Raw genomic sequence first — 17,809 nt, 5'->3', positions numbered from 1 at the left:
AGCTGGACTCTTTTGGAAGCACTGACCGTGAATAACTTGCCAAACACGCATCACTGCGCGTTTTAGAACCGTATTTATAAACTGTGGTAATAATTTAAGGTTACTAATAACAATCCAAATTGTGTGCCAACTTTAAAACCTGTAAGTAATTAAAAATTATTTACCCATTTTTCAATGAGTTAATTAACACCTTGTGCTTTAAAGGCCTATCAGCTGTTAACCATTACCCTGAGCGGCAAACAATCATTGCCGTTTATTTATTCACCACCCGAGGCGGCAACCCCTGCCCTGCCAACGCGGCAAAAAAATGCCCATCAGGTAAAGCGTTGACGTAGCGCGGCCCTCCGACTTCGCCTGCGTGCCTTTTTCATTTCGCTGCTGTCATCTCACTTCGCACATATGGCATAGCTCATATGGCAGGGAAGTACGATGCAGTTGCGAGCAGATAAAGAACAACCACCACCTATCGTGCTAATCAGCGCCAGGCGTGATCAAATATAATTAAACAGGGTCAAATCTTTGGTTTTACCAAAAGCTTGCTGAGAAGCCTGCAGCGCACGGGAATTCTCATTAAACTCGATCACCGCGTCCGCGTAGTCGAGATCCTCAAACTGGCTTTTCGACTTCGCCAGGCTGATTTTAAAATCTTCATGCTGCTCTTCCTGAATATCCAGAGTACTCAGGTGGGCACCAATATCAGTCCGCTGTTTATTAAGATGAATAAAAGCGGTATGAAATTCTTCGGTCATCTGCTGCAACTTGGCTGTGGTTGAAGCATCAGACACTGACCCTTTAGAAAGCTCAATGGCATCTCTGAAGGTATCGAAAATACTGTAGCTATCGCGTGGCGTCAGCGACATGCTGTCGCCGGCAGTCAGCTGGCCTTTGACGTGTATAGTCAGCCCTTCATATTCAATACCGGTTTTCGGGTAAAAATCATCTGCCGCCACCACAGAGCCATTGCGCTCGAGTTGATAACCGAACTGGCCGTTTTGCATATCGACAAAGGTCAGCGTGTATTGACCATCGTCATCCGGATCGCTGTTGGTCGCTCTCTCAAGCAACAATTCTGATCCTTCCTGCAACTGATAATCCGGTGCGTAATCGCCAAACGGGTTTTCAATCTCCATGAACATCTTGCTGCCCGGAGTATTAAACGGTACTTCCAGGCTGTTAGAGATCTTCATCTTGCGCTGGTAATCATCTCCGGCGTACGACACATTGCCGGCATTATCGCGAAAGAACGGCTGAGTGGTCGGCTTGGTGCCGGCAAAAATATAGTTACCCGATTCGTCCTGCACATTGGCCAGGCTGAGCATGTTGTTCGAAATTTCCTCCAGCTCACGGGCTTTAGCAGCCCGGTCTTCAGGAGAAAGTGAGCCGTTGATCATTTCCATCACGTTGCGTTTCGCCTTATCGGCAAAATCTTCAGTGTTGGAGACAATCACTTCCTGATGCTCAAGCCGGTTACGGACCAGAGTAATGGCATCAATGTACTGGCGCAGCTGCTCTTCCTGCTGTGACACATTCTGGATATAGTGAGTCGCCAGCGGATTATCCGCCGCCGACAACAACTTCTTACCGGAAGCCAGCTGAGCCTGATTGTGATGAACTTTCGATTCCTGACGACGCAAATCATTTTGCACCGACTGATAATTGTGGAAGCTGGAAATACGATTAAACATTCAGTTGCTCCCCCTATCTCAGTGCCAGAATAGTGTTAAAGGTATCGTTGGCCGCCTGCATAATGCGCGACGATGCCATATAAGCCTGCTGAAACTTCATCATATTGGCCGCTTCTTCATCCAGGTTAACCCCGGAGACAGAAGCTACCCGTGATTCTGCAGACTCTTTTTCTAAGCGTGCCACATCGGTCAGACGCGATGCGGTCGACATTTTGAGGCCAAATTCGGTATTCAGATTGTGGTAGACATCGATAATGGTCGAGTTGTTGTCATCCACGGTTTTATCGCTTTGAATATCAATCATTTTGCGCAGGTTACCGTTGTCACCATCGGACGGAACCAGGTTGGCGGTAAACTTATCATCACGCAGGGCACCACGACTCAGGGTGAAGATGGTCTCGCGCCCGTCATTCTCCTGTTCCGGAATAGTAATGGTCAGTTGCTCCTGATTGTCGTCAAACTGGTAAGGTTCGTTGACCAGGATATTGCCGGCTTTATCCTGCACCCGCAGTTGCAGGCCGCCGCTTGGATTGCCGTCCCCATCGCGCGGCTGAATCACATAAGCTTCAAATTCACGCACGTCCCCCGCCTGCTCAATATTGAATTTGGCGGTCCCCTGAGCAAAAGCGGTCGAGGCTTCATAGCTCTGAGCGGCAATTTTTGACGCATCATCGGTGGCCATGCGCAGATTGGCCGCCCCGTCACGGGTAGGGCGGATAATCACCCGTTCGCCGGCGCGCGGCTCGTTATTGATCTGGATACGGAAACCATCCAGATCGATATGGTCGCGTACAGGCACCACAGTGCTCTGTTCACCGTTCGGGCGGGTAATGATGTAATCGTCCCCGTTATAGCTCAGTGAGTACTCGCCACCTTGCAACTGGCTGATGTCCTGAATATACACCGCCATGTCCGCCTGGGAATCGCTGCCAGTGACAACGCGAGCCTTGGCTATTTCGTCCGAGTTCACATCAATAAAGATATCGCTGCCGACATCGCCGCGCAGATCCAGGCCCTGATGCTGTAATTTATTGACTTCATAACTGAATGAAGTTGCCATGCGGCCCAGTTCATCCAGCAGGCCAGGTATATGCTTGTCACGCATATCCATCAGTGCGCCGATCTTACCGCCGATATCGCGTGCGGTAATCGGCTTGATACCGTTGCCTTCCACCATGGCCAGGCGATGCTGTTTCACATCCGGATAACCGTCAATCATCTTCAGCTGACTGGCCTCGGTACCGGAAACCAGAGTGTGACCGTTACCGATATGAACGTTAAACCCTTCAGCGTTCTTACGCGGCGTCACGGTGACCTTTGTGTACTCAGACAACTCTTTAACCAGCTTCTCGTGCTGATCCATCAGGTCATTGTGCGGCCCCGGAGTACGCATCATCAGACGCTGCAGATCGCGGATTTCCAGACCAAGCTGGTTAATGCGTTTAATGCCGACATCCAGCCCTTTGTTCGTCACATCAAACTGACGCCGCACGGTCTCATGGAAGTCATTCATGTTCTGAGTAATTAAATCCGCTTTTTCCAGCACCACTTTACGTGCGCCGACATCATTGGGAGAATCTGCCAGGCTTTTGACTGAATCAAACCATTCATTGAGGTTTTCCGGGATTTTTTTCGATGCGACTGACGACAGCAGCTTGGAAAGCATATCGAGATTTTCTTCGCTGTCGCGTTTAAAGGAGTAGTCGGTGGTGGCAAGGTTAAGCTCTTTGACGGCAAACTGATCCCATGAGCGGCGAACATTTTCCACGTGCACGCCCATACCATAGGTTTCACCGCCAAGCTGGCGCGGTGTATTGGTGCCTTGGATGACAGACTGACGGCTGTAACCCTCTGTATTAACATTAGAAATGTTATGACCAGTGGTGTTAAGTTGTCTCTGAGCTGTCAGTACGCTTTGCGCACCCAAATTCAGCAGATCAGACGCCATAATGCCCCCAAAAACCAAGAAAATTGCCGCAGTAATACAGCACCTGTTAAGGTAAAAGCAATATGTATGCCAAAAGATAAAATCGAACTAAGCTACAGATAAATAAGGGATTGGTAACAAGGTAAATAAGTGATTGGTAACAAGGTAAAGCAAAGAAGGCTCATCCGGCAGCGGTAAAAAAACCGGCAACAATGCCGGCTTAGCAATAAGGGAACGATGCGACATTGCAACCACGCTTACAGCGCGTCCATCTGCTCTATCTGGCTTTTCACCCGCAACACCTTGTCGGCATACTCAGGATCCGTTGCATAACCGGCCTGATGAATACCACGAATGAAGGCTTCATCATTACCGCCATGCTGCAGCGCGGTATTGTAACGTGGGTTATTTTCTAAAAAGCGCACATAATCATTAAAGCTGTCCTGATAGGTGCCGTAGGAGCGAAATGCCGCTTTTTCCATCACTGGCGTATGGTTGTAATATTCCAGCGTCTGAGTCGCGACTTTATTACCCTGCCAGCTGCGGTCAGCCTTAATGTTAAACAGGTTATGGCTGCTGCCACGCGCATTTTTGACCACTTTCTGCCCCCACCCCGTCTCCAGTGCCGCCTGAGCCAATAGCAGTGAGGCATCAATACCCAGGGCTTTGGCCGCTTTATTCGCGTACGGCTTGAGCGAAGCGACAAACGACTGCGGTGATTCAAATTTATCCGCTTTCTCACTGGCAACCGGGCTTGCCGCTGCGGCAACCTGCGCCGGCTCCGTTGCCGGTTGCATTGCCGCCTGCTCACGGGCACGCTCGACACGGCGCATCGCCTGGTCAAAATTATCACCCTGATCAGCACCGGCATTATCGCCTGCAGAGAGCTGGGCAACAATCATATCGGCTAAGCCAAGCGAGCCGGAAGCACTCAGTTCGCTGGTCATCTGTTCATCCAGCATCTGGCGGTAGAAGTCTTCGTTCTGACTGTCGAACATTCCCGATTTGAAGCTGGCATTGGCATCACGCATCGATTTGAGCATCATGGTGGTAAATATCGATTCGAACTGCCGCGCAGCCGAGCGCAGTGCTTCTTTTTCCGATTGTTTGTCGCCGGTTACCGCCTGCTTACGCAAGCTGTCCAGGCTGGCAATATCGTGAATAAAACCGACATCATTAGGATTATTAACCATAACCTGCTCCTCAAATAATGATCAGTTGACCTTCAATGGCACCCGCTTGTTTGAGCGCCTGCAGAATAGCCATCAGATCCGACGGAGCTGCGCCCACCTGATTGACCGCGCGGACTAAGTCGTCCAGCGTCACGCCAGGCTCAAGTTTAAACATCTTACCTTGTTTTTCGGTCACTTCGATCGATGAGTCCGGTACGACTGCAGTCTGACCTGCCGAGAGTCCATTGGGCTGGCTGACATTCAAATCTTCTTTAATCGCAACCGTCATGCCACCGTGGGTGACCGCAGCCGGTCTGAGACGCACATGCTGACCGACGACTATGGTGCCGGTACGCGAGTTGACAATGATTTTTGCCGCACCGTCTGCCGGATTGAACTCAAGATTCTCAATCGCAGATAAGAAGGCCACACGCTGGCTGACATCACGCGGTGCGCGCACTTTTACTGAAGTGGCATCGACAGCCGATGCCATTTGCGGCCCGAGGAACTGGTTCACCGCATCCGCCATACGCTGCGCGGTCGTGAAATCAGATTCAAACAGGTTAAAGGTAATAAAATCGCCACGACTGAACGGGGTCGGAATTTCGCGCTCGACAATGGCACCATTGGAGATGATGCCCACCGTCGGGTTATTGCCGACAATGCTCGAGCCATCCGCGCCGTTAGCACTAAAGCCACTCACCACCAGATTCCCCTGGGCAACGGCATACACCTGACCATCCAGACCTTTGAGGAACGTCTGCATCAGAGTACCGCCACGCAGGCTGGATGCGGAACCAATCGATGAAACGGTCACATCAACGGTTTGCCCCTGTTTGGAAAACGCCGGTAAATCAGCAGTGATGATCACAGCGGCAACGTTTTTGGTCTTTGGCTTGGTCCCCGGCGGCAATTGGATGCCGAAGTTCTGCAGCATCGCGTTAAAGCTTTGATCGGTAAAGGGGGTAGATTCGCCGGTGCCCGGCAAACCAGTGACCAGGCCGTAACCCACCAACTGGTTACTGCGCACACCCGCTACCTGAGCCATATCTTTGATGCGGGCAGCCTGCGCCGTTGCCGCAACAAACATCAACAATAACAATGTGAGTCTTTTCATGGTGGATTACCTGTCTCTTTATAAAAACAATGAGGCCAATCTGGCCTCATCGATACCTCAAGCTGTCAAAATCTCGACCGCCCAGTCCGACTTACAAAGAGACATTAAAAAATCGTGCCAAGAATCCAGGTTCTTGCATATCTTGATTGGTTCCGGTGCCGGAATATTGAATTCGGGCGTTGGAAATGCGATTTGAGGCAATGGTATTATCAAACCCAATGTCATCCGGACGAATGGTGCCACTGAGACGAATGTACTCGTCACCGGCATTGAGGGTCAGCCATTTCTCACCGCGGATCACCAGGTTACCGTTAGCCAGCACCTCAATCACTTCGACCGTAATCGAACCGGACAGGCTGTTACTCTGGTTGGCAGCGGAACTGCCGGAAAATTTGTTATCGTTTTTGAGACCATATGAGAAGTTGTAATCGCCCAGCTTGAGCTCCTGGCCGCCGACATTGAGCGGATCCATCGAGGCATCATTCGATTTGGATAAATCCGCATCGGCACTCTTAGAGGCGTTAGTGCTCTCGTCCAGGTTAACCGTGATAATATCCCCGATACCATGCGGTTTGGAGTCGTCATACAAGCTGTTGGCATGGTCAAGATTAAACAGCGAGCCGGTTTCTGCCGCGTAATGCTCCGGTTTTTTCTTCGGATGAATCGGCGCCCAGGCCGGGTCGCCCGCCACCGGGTCGGTACGATTACGCAACGTATCGATAAGGCCGGTACTGCTCGGCTCAGACTGATCACCTTCCACCGCATCCACCACTGTGGTGCCTGCTGCAACATCCGGTGTTTCAATCGGCTCCTGCAGCAGGCTACAGCCTGATAACAGTGAAATCAAAGCTAAACTGAGTAAACGTTTCATCGCGGCATTCTCTTGCTAATCTGTCACTAATCCAGCGCTTACAGCTGCTGGTTAACAAAGCTCATCATTTTGTCCACAGCCGAGATCACTTTTGAGTTCATCTCATACACGCGCTGCGCTTCAATCATGTTGACCAGCTCTTCGGTCACGTTCACGTTGGAGCTTTCCAGCATCGACTGACGGATATTACCCAGGCCATCCAGCCCAGGCACCCCTTCCTGCGGATCGCCACTGGCGCCGGTCGGTAAGTACAGGTTCTGTCCAATCGGTTCCAGGCCACCCGGGTTAATAAAATCAACGGTGGTGATCTGACCAAGCACCTGGTTGTCCTGCTGGCCACGCACCCTTACTGACACTTCACCGTCATTACCAACCGAAATCGAGATAGCATCGTCAGGGATAACAATTTCCGGCTGCAGCGGATAGCCGTCACCTGAGGTCACAATCACGCCTTCAGCATTAAGAGTAAACTGACCATTACGGCTATAGCCGATATTGCCATCAGGCATCAGAATCTGGAAAAAGCCATCACCTTCAATCATCATGTCCAGACTGTTGGACGTGGTCTGTGCATTCCCATGAGTATGCACTTTTTGGGTTGCGACCACCTTTGAGCCCGCGCCCAGCATCAGACCACTCGGTAATTCGGTGTTCTGAGACGACTGGCCGCCTGGCTGGTTAATATTTTGATAAAACAGGTCTTCAAACACCGCACGGCTTTTCTTAAACCCTACGGTCGAGGCGTTGGCCAGGTTGTTGGAAATGGTCGCAATGTTGGTTTGCTGTGCGTCCAGACCCGTTTTACTTACCCATAATGCCGGCTGCATATTAAACTCCTGTTCTCGGTTAGCTCATGCGCAGCAGAGTATCGGATGATTTATCCATGTCTTCTGCCGTTTTCATCATCTTGACCTGCATTTCAAACTGACGTTGCAGATCAATCAGGCTGGTCATTTCGCCAACCGCATTGACATTACTACCTTCTACCGCACCGGTCAGGATTTTGACCGTTGCATCTGCGTCATAGGCTGCGTTGGGATCTTTCGCCCGGAACAGACCATTGACATCTTTATATAACGATTGATTATCGGGTTTAACCAGTTTGATGCGATCAACGATTTCCATCGCATCCGGCGGAGCGCCCTGCGGACGAACCGAAATCGTCCCATCATTGCCAATCGACACTTTGGCCAGCGGAACCGGCAAAGTGATAGGCGCACCATTCTCACCCAGTACCAGATGGCCACTGCCATTCATCAGCAGTCCGTTCGCGTCGATATTGAGATTGCCGTTGCGGGTCAGACCTTCTTTGCCGGTTTTATCCATCACTGCCAGCCAGCCATCGCCCTGGACAGTCACATCTAAATCGCGGCCGGTCGTGATCACACTGCCCTGCTGAAAATTGTGCCCCGGACGCTCAGTCATGCTGAATACCCGGCTTGGCAGGCCATCACCGTACGCTTGCATGGAACGCGCCTGCTCCAGATCCGCCCGGAAACCGGTGGTACTGACGTTGGCCAGGTTGTTCGCTCTCAGCTGCATTGCTTGCATATTCTGCTTGGCGCCACTCATGGCTAAAAACAAAGCACGATCCATAATTCGCTCCCAAAATCGTTTATTAACTGTAATAAAGCAATTGGCGTGCCAAAAATAAATAGTGTTTTAAATCAAATCATTAGGAAAGATAAAGCAGGAAATTGTGAGAGGGGAAGACAGAATTTGCCGCGGCAATGAGGCAAGTGGCAATCCTGTCAAACCAACGTTGCCGCTGGTTTGACAGGCCAGATGAAAGGATTATCGAATCTGCAGGATATTCTGTTGCAGCTGGTTGTGGACTTCCAGAGCACGTGAGTTGGCCTGGAAGTTACGCTGCGCGGAGATAAGGTCCACCAGCTCCTGAGTCATATCAATGTTTGACTGCTCGAGTGTGCCGTTCTTAATGGTACCAAATGAACCTTTGTTGGATTCACCCCAGATTTTACCACCGGACATCTGAGTCGAATCCCACTGAGTACCACCTTTTTTGTCCAGGCCTTGCTCGTTCGGTACACGCACCAGGCCCACTCGGCCCAGAGTCACGTTTTCACCGTTCGAATAAGTGCCCATCACACTGCCGTTTTCGTCAAAATCGATCTTGGTCAGGAAGCCGGTTGTCGCCCCATCTTCATCAAACTTAGTCAGTTCAAACGGAGCGGCAAACTGAGTGGCCGCATCCAGACCGAAAGATAAGGTCTGGTTGACATCAGCACCATTCAGGTTAAGCGGGTTAGCACCCGCACCCAATGCTTCAGAAACAATAGGCTGACCATTGTTCAGGCTTGCCAATGTTCCATCGTTATTGAAGCGCATGGTGTGACCAACCTGACCGCTACCCGACGTTGCATCACCGCCAGCGATGTTAATTGGCTTCTCACCGTCACGGTCAGTCACTGTGTAATATGTCTGCCACGTATTCGGCTGGGTCTGATCTTTCAGATAATACGTGGTTAACTTATACGACTGCCCCATCGAGTCATAGATGGTTGACGAGGTTGAACGGTTGTAAGTTTCCGGATCGGTGAAATCAAACAAGGTTGGATCTTTTAGATCACCGTTAGCCGGCAGGTTGACACCCACATCAATATTTGAGGTCTGCTTTGGCTTACCAAACTCAGCTGGAATGTTCAGCGGTGAAGGCTCATAAGACAGCACTTCGCCGGTATCCGGATTAACCTGATAGCCCAGCAGGAACTCTTCATTTGAGGTCACCATGTAGTTGTCTTTGTTCAGGTGGAACGCACCGTTACGCGTCAACTCATTTTGCTGCGGCACCATACGATCTTTAGAAACCGCAAAAAAGCCGGTACCTGAGATACGTAGGTCCATCGGGTTGTTAGTATAAATACTTGAACCTTCATGGAATTGCTGCGCGACCTTGTTCGCCATCACGCCACCACCCGGAGTGGTTTTCGCGTTAGTGAACAGTGAATTCGAGTAAACATCACCAAATTCCGCACGCGACTCTTTAAAGCCAAAGGTATTGGCGTTCGCAATGTTGTTACTGGTGGTGTTCAGATCTAACTGAGCTGCGGACAAACCGCTTAGAGATACATATGACATTCCAAATTCTCCTATCTAGCTAGCATGATTATGCTTGGCCAACTTCTAGTACTTCAGCAAGTCGAACTGGCGATTCAAAACCAGCCAGATTGAGCAGTACGTTACCATCACCTTTACCCAGGAGAACGCTATTGACATTGGCATAGGTCGACACCTCAAAGTCTTTGCTTTCCCCATTCAGCAAACCCGAAGCTCTCACTTTGTATTTGCCGCCCGGCAATGGATTACCGTTTTGATCATTACCGTCCCATTCGATGCGGTTATCACCGCTTGGCTTCGCTCCGAGATCAAACGTGCGCACCAGCTGGCCCGCTTCGTTTTCAACTCGCACCATGACGTTTTCCATGGATTGGGGGAGCTTCACCATCGCCGCCATACTGGCGCCGTCCTTTTTCACCCCTGCAGCACCTGGTACCAGTACATCACGACCTACCAGAGAAGATGCCTGCAGAGCTTGGTTTGATGTCATCGACGAGTTGAGACTTTCAAACTGCTTGTTCATATTGCCGATACCATCAACCGTGGCAAATGAAGCCATTTGCGCGATCATCTGGTCGTTGCCGACCGGCTTAAAAGGGTCTTGTTGAGAAAGCTGCTTGGTGAGCAACGACAGGAAATCTTCTTGTTTGAGATCCTGTTTACCCGTTGTCTCGGTTGGCTTATTTTTCTCTTGAAGCGCTTTTAGCTGGTCAACATAGGACAAGCCGCTTTGACCAACGTTATTAATTCCGGCCATTCGCTACCTCCTTATCCTTATTGACCCATCTGCAGCGTACGCAGCAGCATTTGTTTACTCGCCTCAGCGACCTGAACATTACTTTGGTATGCGCGGGATGCTGAGATCATATTGGCCATTTCTTCCATCACGTTGACGTTAGGCTTGTAGATATAACCTTCGTCATTAGCAAGTGGGTGATCCGGGTTAAACTCCGCGGTAAGCGGTTTATCGCTTTCTACAATGCCCAACACTTTGACTGGCACATTCACATCATGGTTATAACGTGCCTTACTTAACTCAGCGCCAAACACCGCATGACGAGCTTTGTAAGTATCTTTCGCAGAGCTGCTGATACTGTCCGCATTCGCCAGGTTGCTCGAAGTGGTATTTAGACGAACAGATTCAGCACTCATTGCAGAACCAGTCACATTGAACACATTAAATAAGCTCATCTAATTATTCCCCTTTGATAGCTTTGGTTAAGTTCTTAAACTTGCTGCCTAAGAAATCGAGTGATGCCTGGTGACGCATCTGGTTTTGCATAAACAAGTTACGCTCCAGATCCACATCCACCGTATTGCCATCACCAGTGTCAGGTTGTGTCGGAAGACGGTAAAGCATTTCCCCTGTCACATTCGCAGAGGCAGGAATATGCCGACCATCGGTAAGGCTAAGACCAATGCTTGCCTCCGAACTTGCCGCCTGCAACGCCTTCTGGAAGTCCATTCCTTTTGCTTTGAACCCAGGAGTGTTTGCTTGCGCAATGTTAGAAGCAATCACTTCCGCATTACGTTCACGCACACCCACCGTGTACTGGTGGATACCGAGTGCATTGTCAAAAGAAATAGCCATACTGTGCCTCTTTGATAGAACTGACCGTTACTGATGAATTTATAGCAATTAGCGTACCAACTTTAACAATACACATTGACCACATCATCATCCCTTGCTGTTTTGCAAAATACACGCCAGAGCGCTGAGCAAAAACCATATCCGTAATGTTTTCATCCAACCCTACTTTACCAAGCCGCAACCGGGGGAATGTCAGCCCGGCGGCAAGCCTGCAGCGCACCTTTGCCTCCTTAGTATAGCCGTCATCTTTAACCGGACACACACCTTAAGCCGATCGCACAAGCGCTTGCCGGCGGCAATGGTGAGGAGTCACGGGCGAGTACAGCGGCAAACAAAAGCCCGGCAATTTGCCGGGCTTATCGGTGAGGTATAACGCTTAGTTGAGCTTATAGCTTATTTGAGCTTATAGATGATACCTGGGTTACAGCGCACCATCTCAAAACGGTCAGTCAGACCGGTCAGAGATTCTGATGCCCCAAGCAGCAGGTAGCCACCGGGATTAAGGCTGCTTGCCATTTGATTAAGTACTTTGGACTTCATCTCTGGCGAGAAGTAAATCAAGACATTTCGACAAAAAATAATGTCGAACTTGCCCAGCAAGCTATAGCTTTCCATCAGGTTCTGCGGGCGGAAGTTAACCATTCGCTTGACGTTGTCTTTGATCTTCATCCGGCCATCACCGGCGTCTTCAAAGAAGGTGCGACGACGCTCCGGAGAAAGACCACGCCCCAGAGCCAGGTTGTCATACACACCAGCCCGGCACATATCCAGCATACTGGTCGAGATATCGGTTGCAGTAATAGACACGCTGGGTAACACACCAGGACGACGTTGCTGTACTTCCAACACGGTCATCGCCATAGAGTAAGGCTCCTGACCAGAAGAACTGGCCGAAGACCAGATTTTGATCGGACGCTTGTTCTTGGCCAGTTCAGGCAACAGCTTATCGGCCAATACTGTGTATGGATAGGTATCACGGAACCATAAGGTTTCATTGGTCGTCATCGCGTCCACTGCGGCGACACGCAACTCTCGGTTGCGGCCGGTTGTAACATCACGCAGCAGATCGGATAGCGATGCCAGCTTGAATTTGCTGACAAGCGGACTCAGACGACTTCTGACCAGGTACTGTTTACTGTCTCCCAGCACGATGCCGCACTGAGATTCCAGAAAACGGCAGAAATCACGATATTCTTGATCGCTGATAGTTATCGCAGTCATTCAGTTCTCTTTATTCTACTAAAGCCTTTTTCACTGCGTTACCCAGTTCATCCGGGTTAAATTTCGCAATGAACGAATTCGCACCGACTCGCTCAACCATCGCCTGGTTGAATACACCACTCAGTGACGAGTGAAGAATAACATACAAGTCTTTAAGAGCCGGGTTACGACGAATTTCAGCAGTCAGGGTATAACCATCCATTTCCGGCATTTCAATGTCTGAAATAACCAGAGAAATCTGATCGTAAATGCTCCCCTCTTTAGCCATATTGGCCAATTGCTGATGAGCATCTTTGCCATCTTTGGCCAGGATACACTCAAATCCAATCGACTCAATCGCACGTTGCACCTGTTTGCGTGCCACACTCGAGTCGTCCGCAATCAGTATACGGCGTACGATTTCTTTTTCCTGCTCGGCATGAGCAATCTGCTCGCCAATGCTGGCATCCATCACTTCATTCACCGGAGCGATCTCGGCCAGAATTTTCTCTACGTCGAGAATTTCTACCAGCTCGTTATCAATATTGGTCACCGCAGTCAGGTAGTTACCTTTACCAGCCCCTTCCGGTGGTGGCAAAATGGCTTCCCAACGCATGTTGATAATACGTTCAACTGAGCTGACCAGGAAAGCCTGAATCGTGCGGTTGAACTCGGCAATGACCACAAAACTTTTGTCAATTTCGGTGGTCGGACGGCCACCAATCGCCAGACTCAAATCAATCACCGATACGGTCTGACCACGGATGTGCGCAACGCCTTTTACCAGTCGATGCAAATTAGGCATTGCAGTCAAACGAGGGCACTGGAGAACTTCTTTCACCTTAAATACGTTAATGCCATAACGTTGGCGTCCGTTCAGACGGAAGGTTAGTAATTCCAGTCGGTTTTGACCGACGAGTTGCGTACGTTGATTCACAGAATCAAGAATACCCGTCATATGCACATCTCCATCTTAAACATTTTTATGTAAAAAAGTGATAACCTACCTAAGGCTATGAAGAAACCAGAGAACCGAACCATGATTTCGAATACCCGTGTATGCCAACATACCAAACGTAAGTGTAGAGCTTTCTGCCACTTTTATTATACCTGTATCGGCTTTTTGTGCGTTTTCTTTAGTCTTTCTGTGCACAGTGCAACACCAGAACAAATTGTTCAGATTCAGCAAGCCGCTCAGCAGCACGTTTTGAGCAACGTGGATACACCGGCTGGCAGCGAGCTGGATGTCAGTGCCGCCAATATCGATGAGCGTATTTTTGCCACCGACTGCCCTGCGCCACTGCAGACCTCATCATCATCTAACAACGGCTCTGCCAGTGCGATCACTGTGTTAGTAGAATGTGAGCCTGATAACTGGAAAGTCTATGTTCCGGTCAAATTAACGGTAACGGTTCCCATGGTCACCGCACTAACACCGCTGACCCGCGGCCAAATCATCACAGCTCATAATGTGACGATGAGTATGGTAGATCTGCTGCGCTTCAGACGGCAAGGTTTTTCCTCTCCGGATCTGGTGGTCGGAGCAAAGACCAAGAAAAACCTTAAGTTAGGTGATGTCATCGAGCATAATGATGTCTGTGTGGTTTGCCGTAATGAAAACGTACGTATCCGCGCCGTCAGCGGCGGGATGAGCATCACAACCGAAGGCACCGCATTGTCGGACGGGACCTTTGGCGAACAGATAAAAGTGAAAAATAGCAAATCTAACCGTATAATAGATGCTCAAGTCAGCGGAATAGGTGAAGTCACCGTACGATTTTAGCTGCCTCTACTCAACGCAGGGAAATTTACCCGACTGTTAAGAAAAAGCTAAAGTTCGTCGCTCAACAGTCGATATTGACGGTACACGTTCATAGTTTTATAAGGCTCAAAAATATGGCAGGCATTGATAACATTCGCTCAGGAAACTCGTTGACGACAACGAGCCGAAGCCCTGCGCGTTCAGAATCTAATGCATCATCAACAACTTCTGGCTCAGTCAGTCAGAGTTCTCAACCGCGTAACGATGCGGTATCGCTGAGCTCTCAGGGCAAAGCAATCGGTGAAATGCATAACGAAATGGCCGCGACGCCGAGTTTCGACAGCGCCAAAGTCGCTGCAATCAAAGAAGCGATTGCGAACGGCTCGTACAAAGTCGATCCGGAAAAACTGGCCGACAATATGATCAAATTTGAAAATGAACTGGGTGGCCTGTAAGCTGATACTCAGTCCGGCAAAAAGGTGATGAAGTCATGGCAGCATTGAAAGACTTAGTCGAGTTTCAGCTCAAAAACGCCCAGGAGCTGTCCGCGTTACTGGAGCAGGAAAAAATTGCCATCACCGGCCGTGTTGCCGCGGATATAGAAGCGCTGGCGAAACAGAAAATCACCCTAGTCGGCCAGTTGCAACAGACCGACCAACGCATTTCCAATCATCCTCATGTTCCGAGCCTGACAGAAGATGAATACTTGGCGAATCTGGTCGAACAAATCCGCAGCCTGGTACAAGAGTGCCAACAAGCTAATGCCGTCAACGGCGAGGCACTAAATCGTGCTCAGCTAAGTTTCAACAAATTGAATAATCTGATGCAACAAAGTCACGGTAAAATCGGCATGACTTACAACGCGACCGGTCAAACTCATACCGTATCGACCTTAGGCACCAATATTAAAGCCTGACCGCATCAGGGCATAAACTGCGTAACAGATAACAAAAAAGCGGCTGTCGAGCGCCGCTTTTTTGTTATCTGGAGAGATGAGAGTGTGCCGCTTAGAATAATGTTTGCTGACGATTTTCCGGCACCTGCTGCACTTCACCATAGTCGCGCAGACGATCCATCTTACGAATATCGAGACGCAGCTCAGTCACGTAATTGTCGCCGACTTTATAACTACGCACCACTTCCGCACCGCGGATCACACCATCAACAGCACCAGCCGTCAGTTCAGTCCCCATTCGCTGATCCTGCAATTGCGAACGCCCACTGACGCGCATGCCATACACCTGTTCAGCGAGTTCACGATAAGCATCGATTTTCGATGCGCGCATCGCGCGAACCTGTTTCTCTGCCGTATCGCGGCCACGCTGTTCATTAATATTGGCGTAACCCACCGCAGTCAACCACTCATCCGCGCGCAAAGTCTGGAGCGGCTGACATCCGGATAAGGCCATTACAGCAGCCAGCAGTACGAGTAATCCGTATTTCATCCTTTCCTCCTAGGGACGCAAAATCACAGTGTATGGTTGAGTCATGGTTGGATCGGACCGAATTAACACCCCATCCTGAGTACGCATACTGTTCAGCGTATCCAGATCGCGGCCAATACGATCCGCCGGTAAAAAGCCTTGCGCGGTAGCCACAACGATCCGTGACTGCATACCAACCACTCGGGCGTTAATCAGTACGCCACCTTCCTGACGCAACATGGTCCCAGTCAGAACATACTGAATCTCTTGCTGCTGGGCCAGATCTTTCCATTCACGACTGAAAGCAAAATCACCTTGTTGAGTGACCTGAATGGAACCTGTGGTTTTGAAATCCACCACTTTAAACCCACGGCGCTGGAACTGATAAATCAACCCTTCCGAGACCGAGTTGCCCAGCCAGTTAGTGGTATCCATATTCTGCAAATCGACAAAAGAGGTAATTGCAATCGGTGTACGGGCAGTCACACTGGTATTCGATTCGACCAGATCTTCGGTCAAGCTGTCCACAAAGAAGTCCAGGGTGTGGCGCGGACTCTCCATCAACATAAACTGCGAACCACCGTATGACTCTTTGCCGTTATAGATCGGGGCATAAGAGCAGGCAGTCAGCATCATCGCCGGCACTAAGCAAAGCCATTTTTTCATTATCTTCATCTCCAGATATACTAAGGCGACACGTTCAATTTCACTCTCTGTGACAAAACTGGAACGCTCTTTGCTTTTCTAAGCTGAGACCACTTTGAACAGCAAATGCCTACATCAGCTGAAAATTAAAAAGCAAAATTTGTACCTGACTGGTAAATTACGATGAAAAAAAACATTTATTCTTTAGTTTCAATGCTTTTATTGTCACTTTGGATTCCTGCAGCCCACGCAGCCTGGTATGAGGTTACCGGAACCTCGGCCATTGTTGCCTCCGAGGAATCGGCCAGACTGCATGCATTGGAAGATGCCATCTATAAAGCGGTAAATTTTGCCGGGGCAGATATTGGCAGTATCAGTAACCTGTTACCGTTGCTGGAGGACAACCGGCGCGAATATCTGTTTGCCAATCATGAGGTACGCTCGATTCTGGTGGAAAAACGCCTTGTGGTCGGGAACGTGATGCAGGTGCGCGCCCGGATTGATATTTATCCATCGGCAACAGCTTGCCACATCAGTAACTATAAAAAGACCTTTATGATCGGCAATATTGATGTTGCCTCTCCCCAGCAAGCCGTGATGGGTCAGATCTACGATGTCGGCGATGACTTCGCCCATATCCTCAATCGCCAGATCGAGCAGGACTCGCACAGTTTTATGTCGGTTGGCACCACAGACTATGATATTGATGCCCGCAACCCGGAGCGGATCAAAATGCTGGCTCAGGACTCAGGAGCTCAGTACCTGGTTGGCGGAGTGATTACCGACCTGACCGCAACCGTCGATCAGGGCACCTTCCAGGATGATGTGATTAACCGTCAGTTCGCGCTCGAACTGCATGTGTTTGACGGCAAAACCGGCAGCGAAGTGTATCAAGGTAACTACCGCGAAGTGGCCAACTGGCCATTTGCTAAAACCAGCCAGGTCGATACCCGCAGCGCCCGCTTCTGGACATCCACTTACGGTCAGATGCTGCTTCAGGTCAGCCGGGATATCATGCTGGATCTGGAATCACAAATCTCCTGCAAAATTACCCTGCCAGAGGTGGTGGCTAAATTTGGCAATACCGTGAGCATGGATTTGGGTAGAATTCACGGTGTCAGAGAGGGCGATAAGTTGCAACTGTGGCACACCGGTGCCTTTATCGATCAAAACGGGTTGCCGCGTAACAAGGTGTCACAAAGCGAAATCACCCTGACCGTAAGCCGTGTCTATGACACCAATGCAGAACTGACCGTAGATCAGCCGGAGCTGGCTTCCAGTATTCAAATTGGCGACGTAATGCACAAACAGTTATGATTGTGATTTGAAAACATGAA

General features: G+C 49.8%; 20 protein-coding genes. 4 read left to right on the top strand and 16 right to left on the bottom strand.

Translation table 11 applies throughout. The annotated features are described in order from the left end of the window. Window positions 1-491: 491 nt before the first annotated feature. The 14 genes from flgL to E6C74_RS00520 form a co-directional block, all read right to left on the bottom strand. Window positions 492-1,685, bottom strand: coding sequence for a flagellar hook-associated protein FlgL (flgL, locus tag E6C74_RS00585; RefSeq protein WP_136482368.1), 1,194 nt, complete (start codon window positions 1,683-1,685; stop codon window positions 492-494). Between the two features lie 13 nt (window positions 1,686-1,698). Continuing rightward, on the bottom strand, window positions 1,699-3,633 hold the full coding sequence (gene flgK, locus E6C74_RS00580; RefSeq protein WP_136482366.1) for a flagellar hook-associated protein FlgK: 1,935 nt from the start codon (window positions 3,631-3,633) through the stop codon (window positions 1,699-1,701). Between the two features lie 236 nt (window positions 3,634-3,869). Continuing rightward, on the bottom strand, window positions 3,870-4,805 hold the full coding sequence (gene flgJ, locus E6C74_RS00575; RefSeq protein WP_136482364.1) for a flagellar assembly peptidoglycan hydrolase FlgJ: 936 nt from the start codon (window positions 4,803-4,805) through the stop codon (window positions 3,870-3,872). A gap of 10 nt (window positions 4,806-4,815) precedes the next feature. Further along, on the bottom strand, window positions 4,816-5,901 hold the full coding sequence (locus tag E6C74_RS00570) for a flagellar basal body P-ring protein FlgI (RefSeq protein ID WP_136482362.1): 1,086 nt from the start codon (window positions 5,899-5,901) through the stop codon (window positions 4,816-4,818). 91 nt (window positions 5,902-5,992) lie between these two features. Further along, entirely contained in the window at window positions 5,993-6,772 is a 780-nt protein-coding gene (gene flgH / locus E6C74_RS00565) for a flagellar basal body L-ring protein FlgH (protein ID WP_136482360.1), read from the bottom strand. 38 nt (window positions 6,773-6,810) lie between these two features. Next, window positions 6,811-7,599 (bottom strand): flagellar basal-body rod protein FlgG, encoded by a 789-nt coding sequence (gene flgG / locus E6C74_RS00560; protein WP_136482358.1) that lies wholly within the window; start codon window positions 7,597-7,599, stop codon window positions 6,811-6,813. Window positions 7,600-7,618: 19 nt separating this feature from the next. Then, entirely contained in the window at window positions 7,619-8,368 is a 750-nt protein-coding gene (gene flgF, locus E6C74_RS00555; RefSeq protein WP_136482356.1) for a flagellar basal-body rod protein FlgF, read from the bottom strand. Between the two features lie 198 nt (window positions 8,369-8,566). After that, entirely contained in the window at window positions 8,567-9,871 is a 1,305-nt protein-coding gene (flgE, locus tag E6C74_RS00550) for a flagellar hook protein FlgE (RefSeq protein WP_136482353.1), read from the bottom strand. Between the two features lie 28 nt (window positions 9,872-9,899). Beyond that, window positions 9,900-10,607 (bottom strand): flagellar hook assembly protein FlgD, encoded by a 708-nt coding sequence (gene flgD, locus E6C74_RS00545; protein ID WP_136482351.1) that lies wholly within the window; start codon window positions 10,605-10,607, stop codon window positions 9,900-9,902. Window positions 10,608-10,624: 17 nt separating this feature from the next. Next, the gene (flgC, locus tag E6C74_RS00540; protein ID WP_136482349.1) at window positions 10,625-11,041 is read right to left on the bottom strand and encodes a flagellar basal body rod protein FlgC; all 417 of its coding nucleotides are present in this window, start codon (window positions 11,039-11,041) and stop codon (window positions 10,625-10,627) included. Between the two features lie 4 nt (window positions 11,042-11,045). Further along, window positions 11,046-11,441: a flagellar basal body rod protein FlgB gene (flgB, locus tag E6C74_RS00535; RefSeq protein ID WP_136482347.1), complete on the bottom strand. Its 396-nt coding sequence runs from the start codon at window positions 11,439-11,441 to the stop codon at window positions 11,046-11,048. After that, the gene (locus E6C74_RS00530) at window positions 11,425-11,661 is read right to left on the bottom strand and encodes a hypothetical protein (RefSeq protein WP_136482345.1); all 237 of its coding nucleotides are present in this window, start codon (window positions 11,659-11,661) and stop codon (window positions 11,425-11,427) included. The genes flgB and E6C74_RS00530 overlap by 17 nt, the downstream gene beginning before the upstream one ends. 173 nt (window positions 11,662-11,834) lie before the next feature. Then, on the bottom strand, window positions 11,835-12,662 hold the full coding sequence (locus E6C74_RS00525) for a protein-glutamate O-methyltransferase (RefSeq protein WP_136482343.1): 828 nt from the start codon (window positions 12,660-12,662) through the stop codon (window positions 11,835-11,837). A gap of 10 nt (window positions 12,663-12,672) precedes the next feature. Further along, window positions 12,673-13,599 carry a chemotaxis protein CheV gene (locus tag E6C74_RS00520; protein WP_136482341.1) on the bottom strand — a complete coding sequence of 309 codons (927 nt, stop codon included), beginning with the start codon at window positions 13,597-13,599 and terminating at the stop codon, window positions 12,673-12,675. A gap of 81 nt (window positions 13,600-13,680) precedes the next feature. On the opposite strand from E6C74_RS00520, the gene flgA reads away from it, so the two are divergent. The 3 genes from flgA (at window position 13,681) to flgN (ending at window position 15,319) form a co-directional block, all read left to right on the top strand. After that, a complete protein-coding gene (gene flgA / locus E6C74_RS00515) occupies window positions 13,681-14,424 on the top strand; it encodes a flagellar basal body P-ring formation chaperone FlgA (RefSeq protein ID WP_240798098.1) in 744 nt (247 codons plus the stop codon). Between the two features lie 113 nt (window positions 14,425-14,537). Beyond that, a complete protein-coding gene (gene flgM / locus E6C74_RS00510) occupies window positions 14,538-14,858 on the top strand; it encodes a flagellar biosynthesis anti-sigma factor FlgM (protein WP_136482337.1) in 321 nt (106 codons plus the stop codon). A 35-nt stretch (window positions 14,859-14,893) separates the two neighbouring features. Continuing rightward, the gene (gene flgN, locus E6C74_RS00505; protein ID WP_136482335.1) at window positions 14,894-15,319 is read left to right on the top strand and encodes a flagellar export chaperone FlgN; all 426 of its coding nucleotides are present in this window, start codon (window positions 14,894-14,896) and stop codon (window positions 15,317-15,319) included. A 91-nt stretch (window positions 15,320-15,410) separates the two neighbouring features. On the opposite strand, the gene flgP is transcribed toward flgN, so the two are convergent. Together flgP and E6C74_RS00495 are read right to left on the bottom strand one after the other, a co-directional pair. Continuing rightward, window positions 15,411-15,848, bottom strand: coding sequence for a flagellar assembly lipoprotein FlgP (gene flgP, locus E6C74_RS00500; protein ID WP_136482333.1), 438 nt, complete (start codon window positions 15,846-15,848; stop codon window positions 15,411-15,413). Window positions 15,849-15,857: 9 nt separating this feature from the next. Continuing rightward, a complete protein-coding gene (locus E6C74_RS00495) occupies window positions 15,858-16,493 on the bottom strand; it encodes a FlgO family outer membrane protein (RefSeq protein WP_136482331.1) in 636 nt (211 codons plus the stop codon). Between the two features lie 162 nt (window positions 16,494-16,655). Between E6C74_RS00495 and E6C74_RS00490 the strand changes: the two genes are divergently transcribed. After that, window positions 16,656-17,789: a flagellar assembly protein FlgT gene (locus E6C74_RS00490; RefSeq protein ID WP_136482329.1), complete on the top strand. Its 1,134-nt coding sequence runs from the start codon at window positions 16,656-16,658 to the stop codon at window positions 17,787-17,789. Window positions 17,790-17,809 lie beyond the last annotated feature (20 nt).

The organism is Vibrio sp. H11 (assembly GCF_004804295.1).
In the GTDB taxonomy this organism is placed as follows: domain Bacteria; phylum Pseudomonadota; class Gammaproteobacteria; order Enterobacterales; family Vibrionaceae; genus Vibrio; species Vibrio ostreae.
The sequence above is the reverse complement of the archived record's forward strand: the minus strand, read 5'-3'. Positions and strand labels throughout refer to the sequence as shown.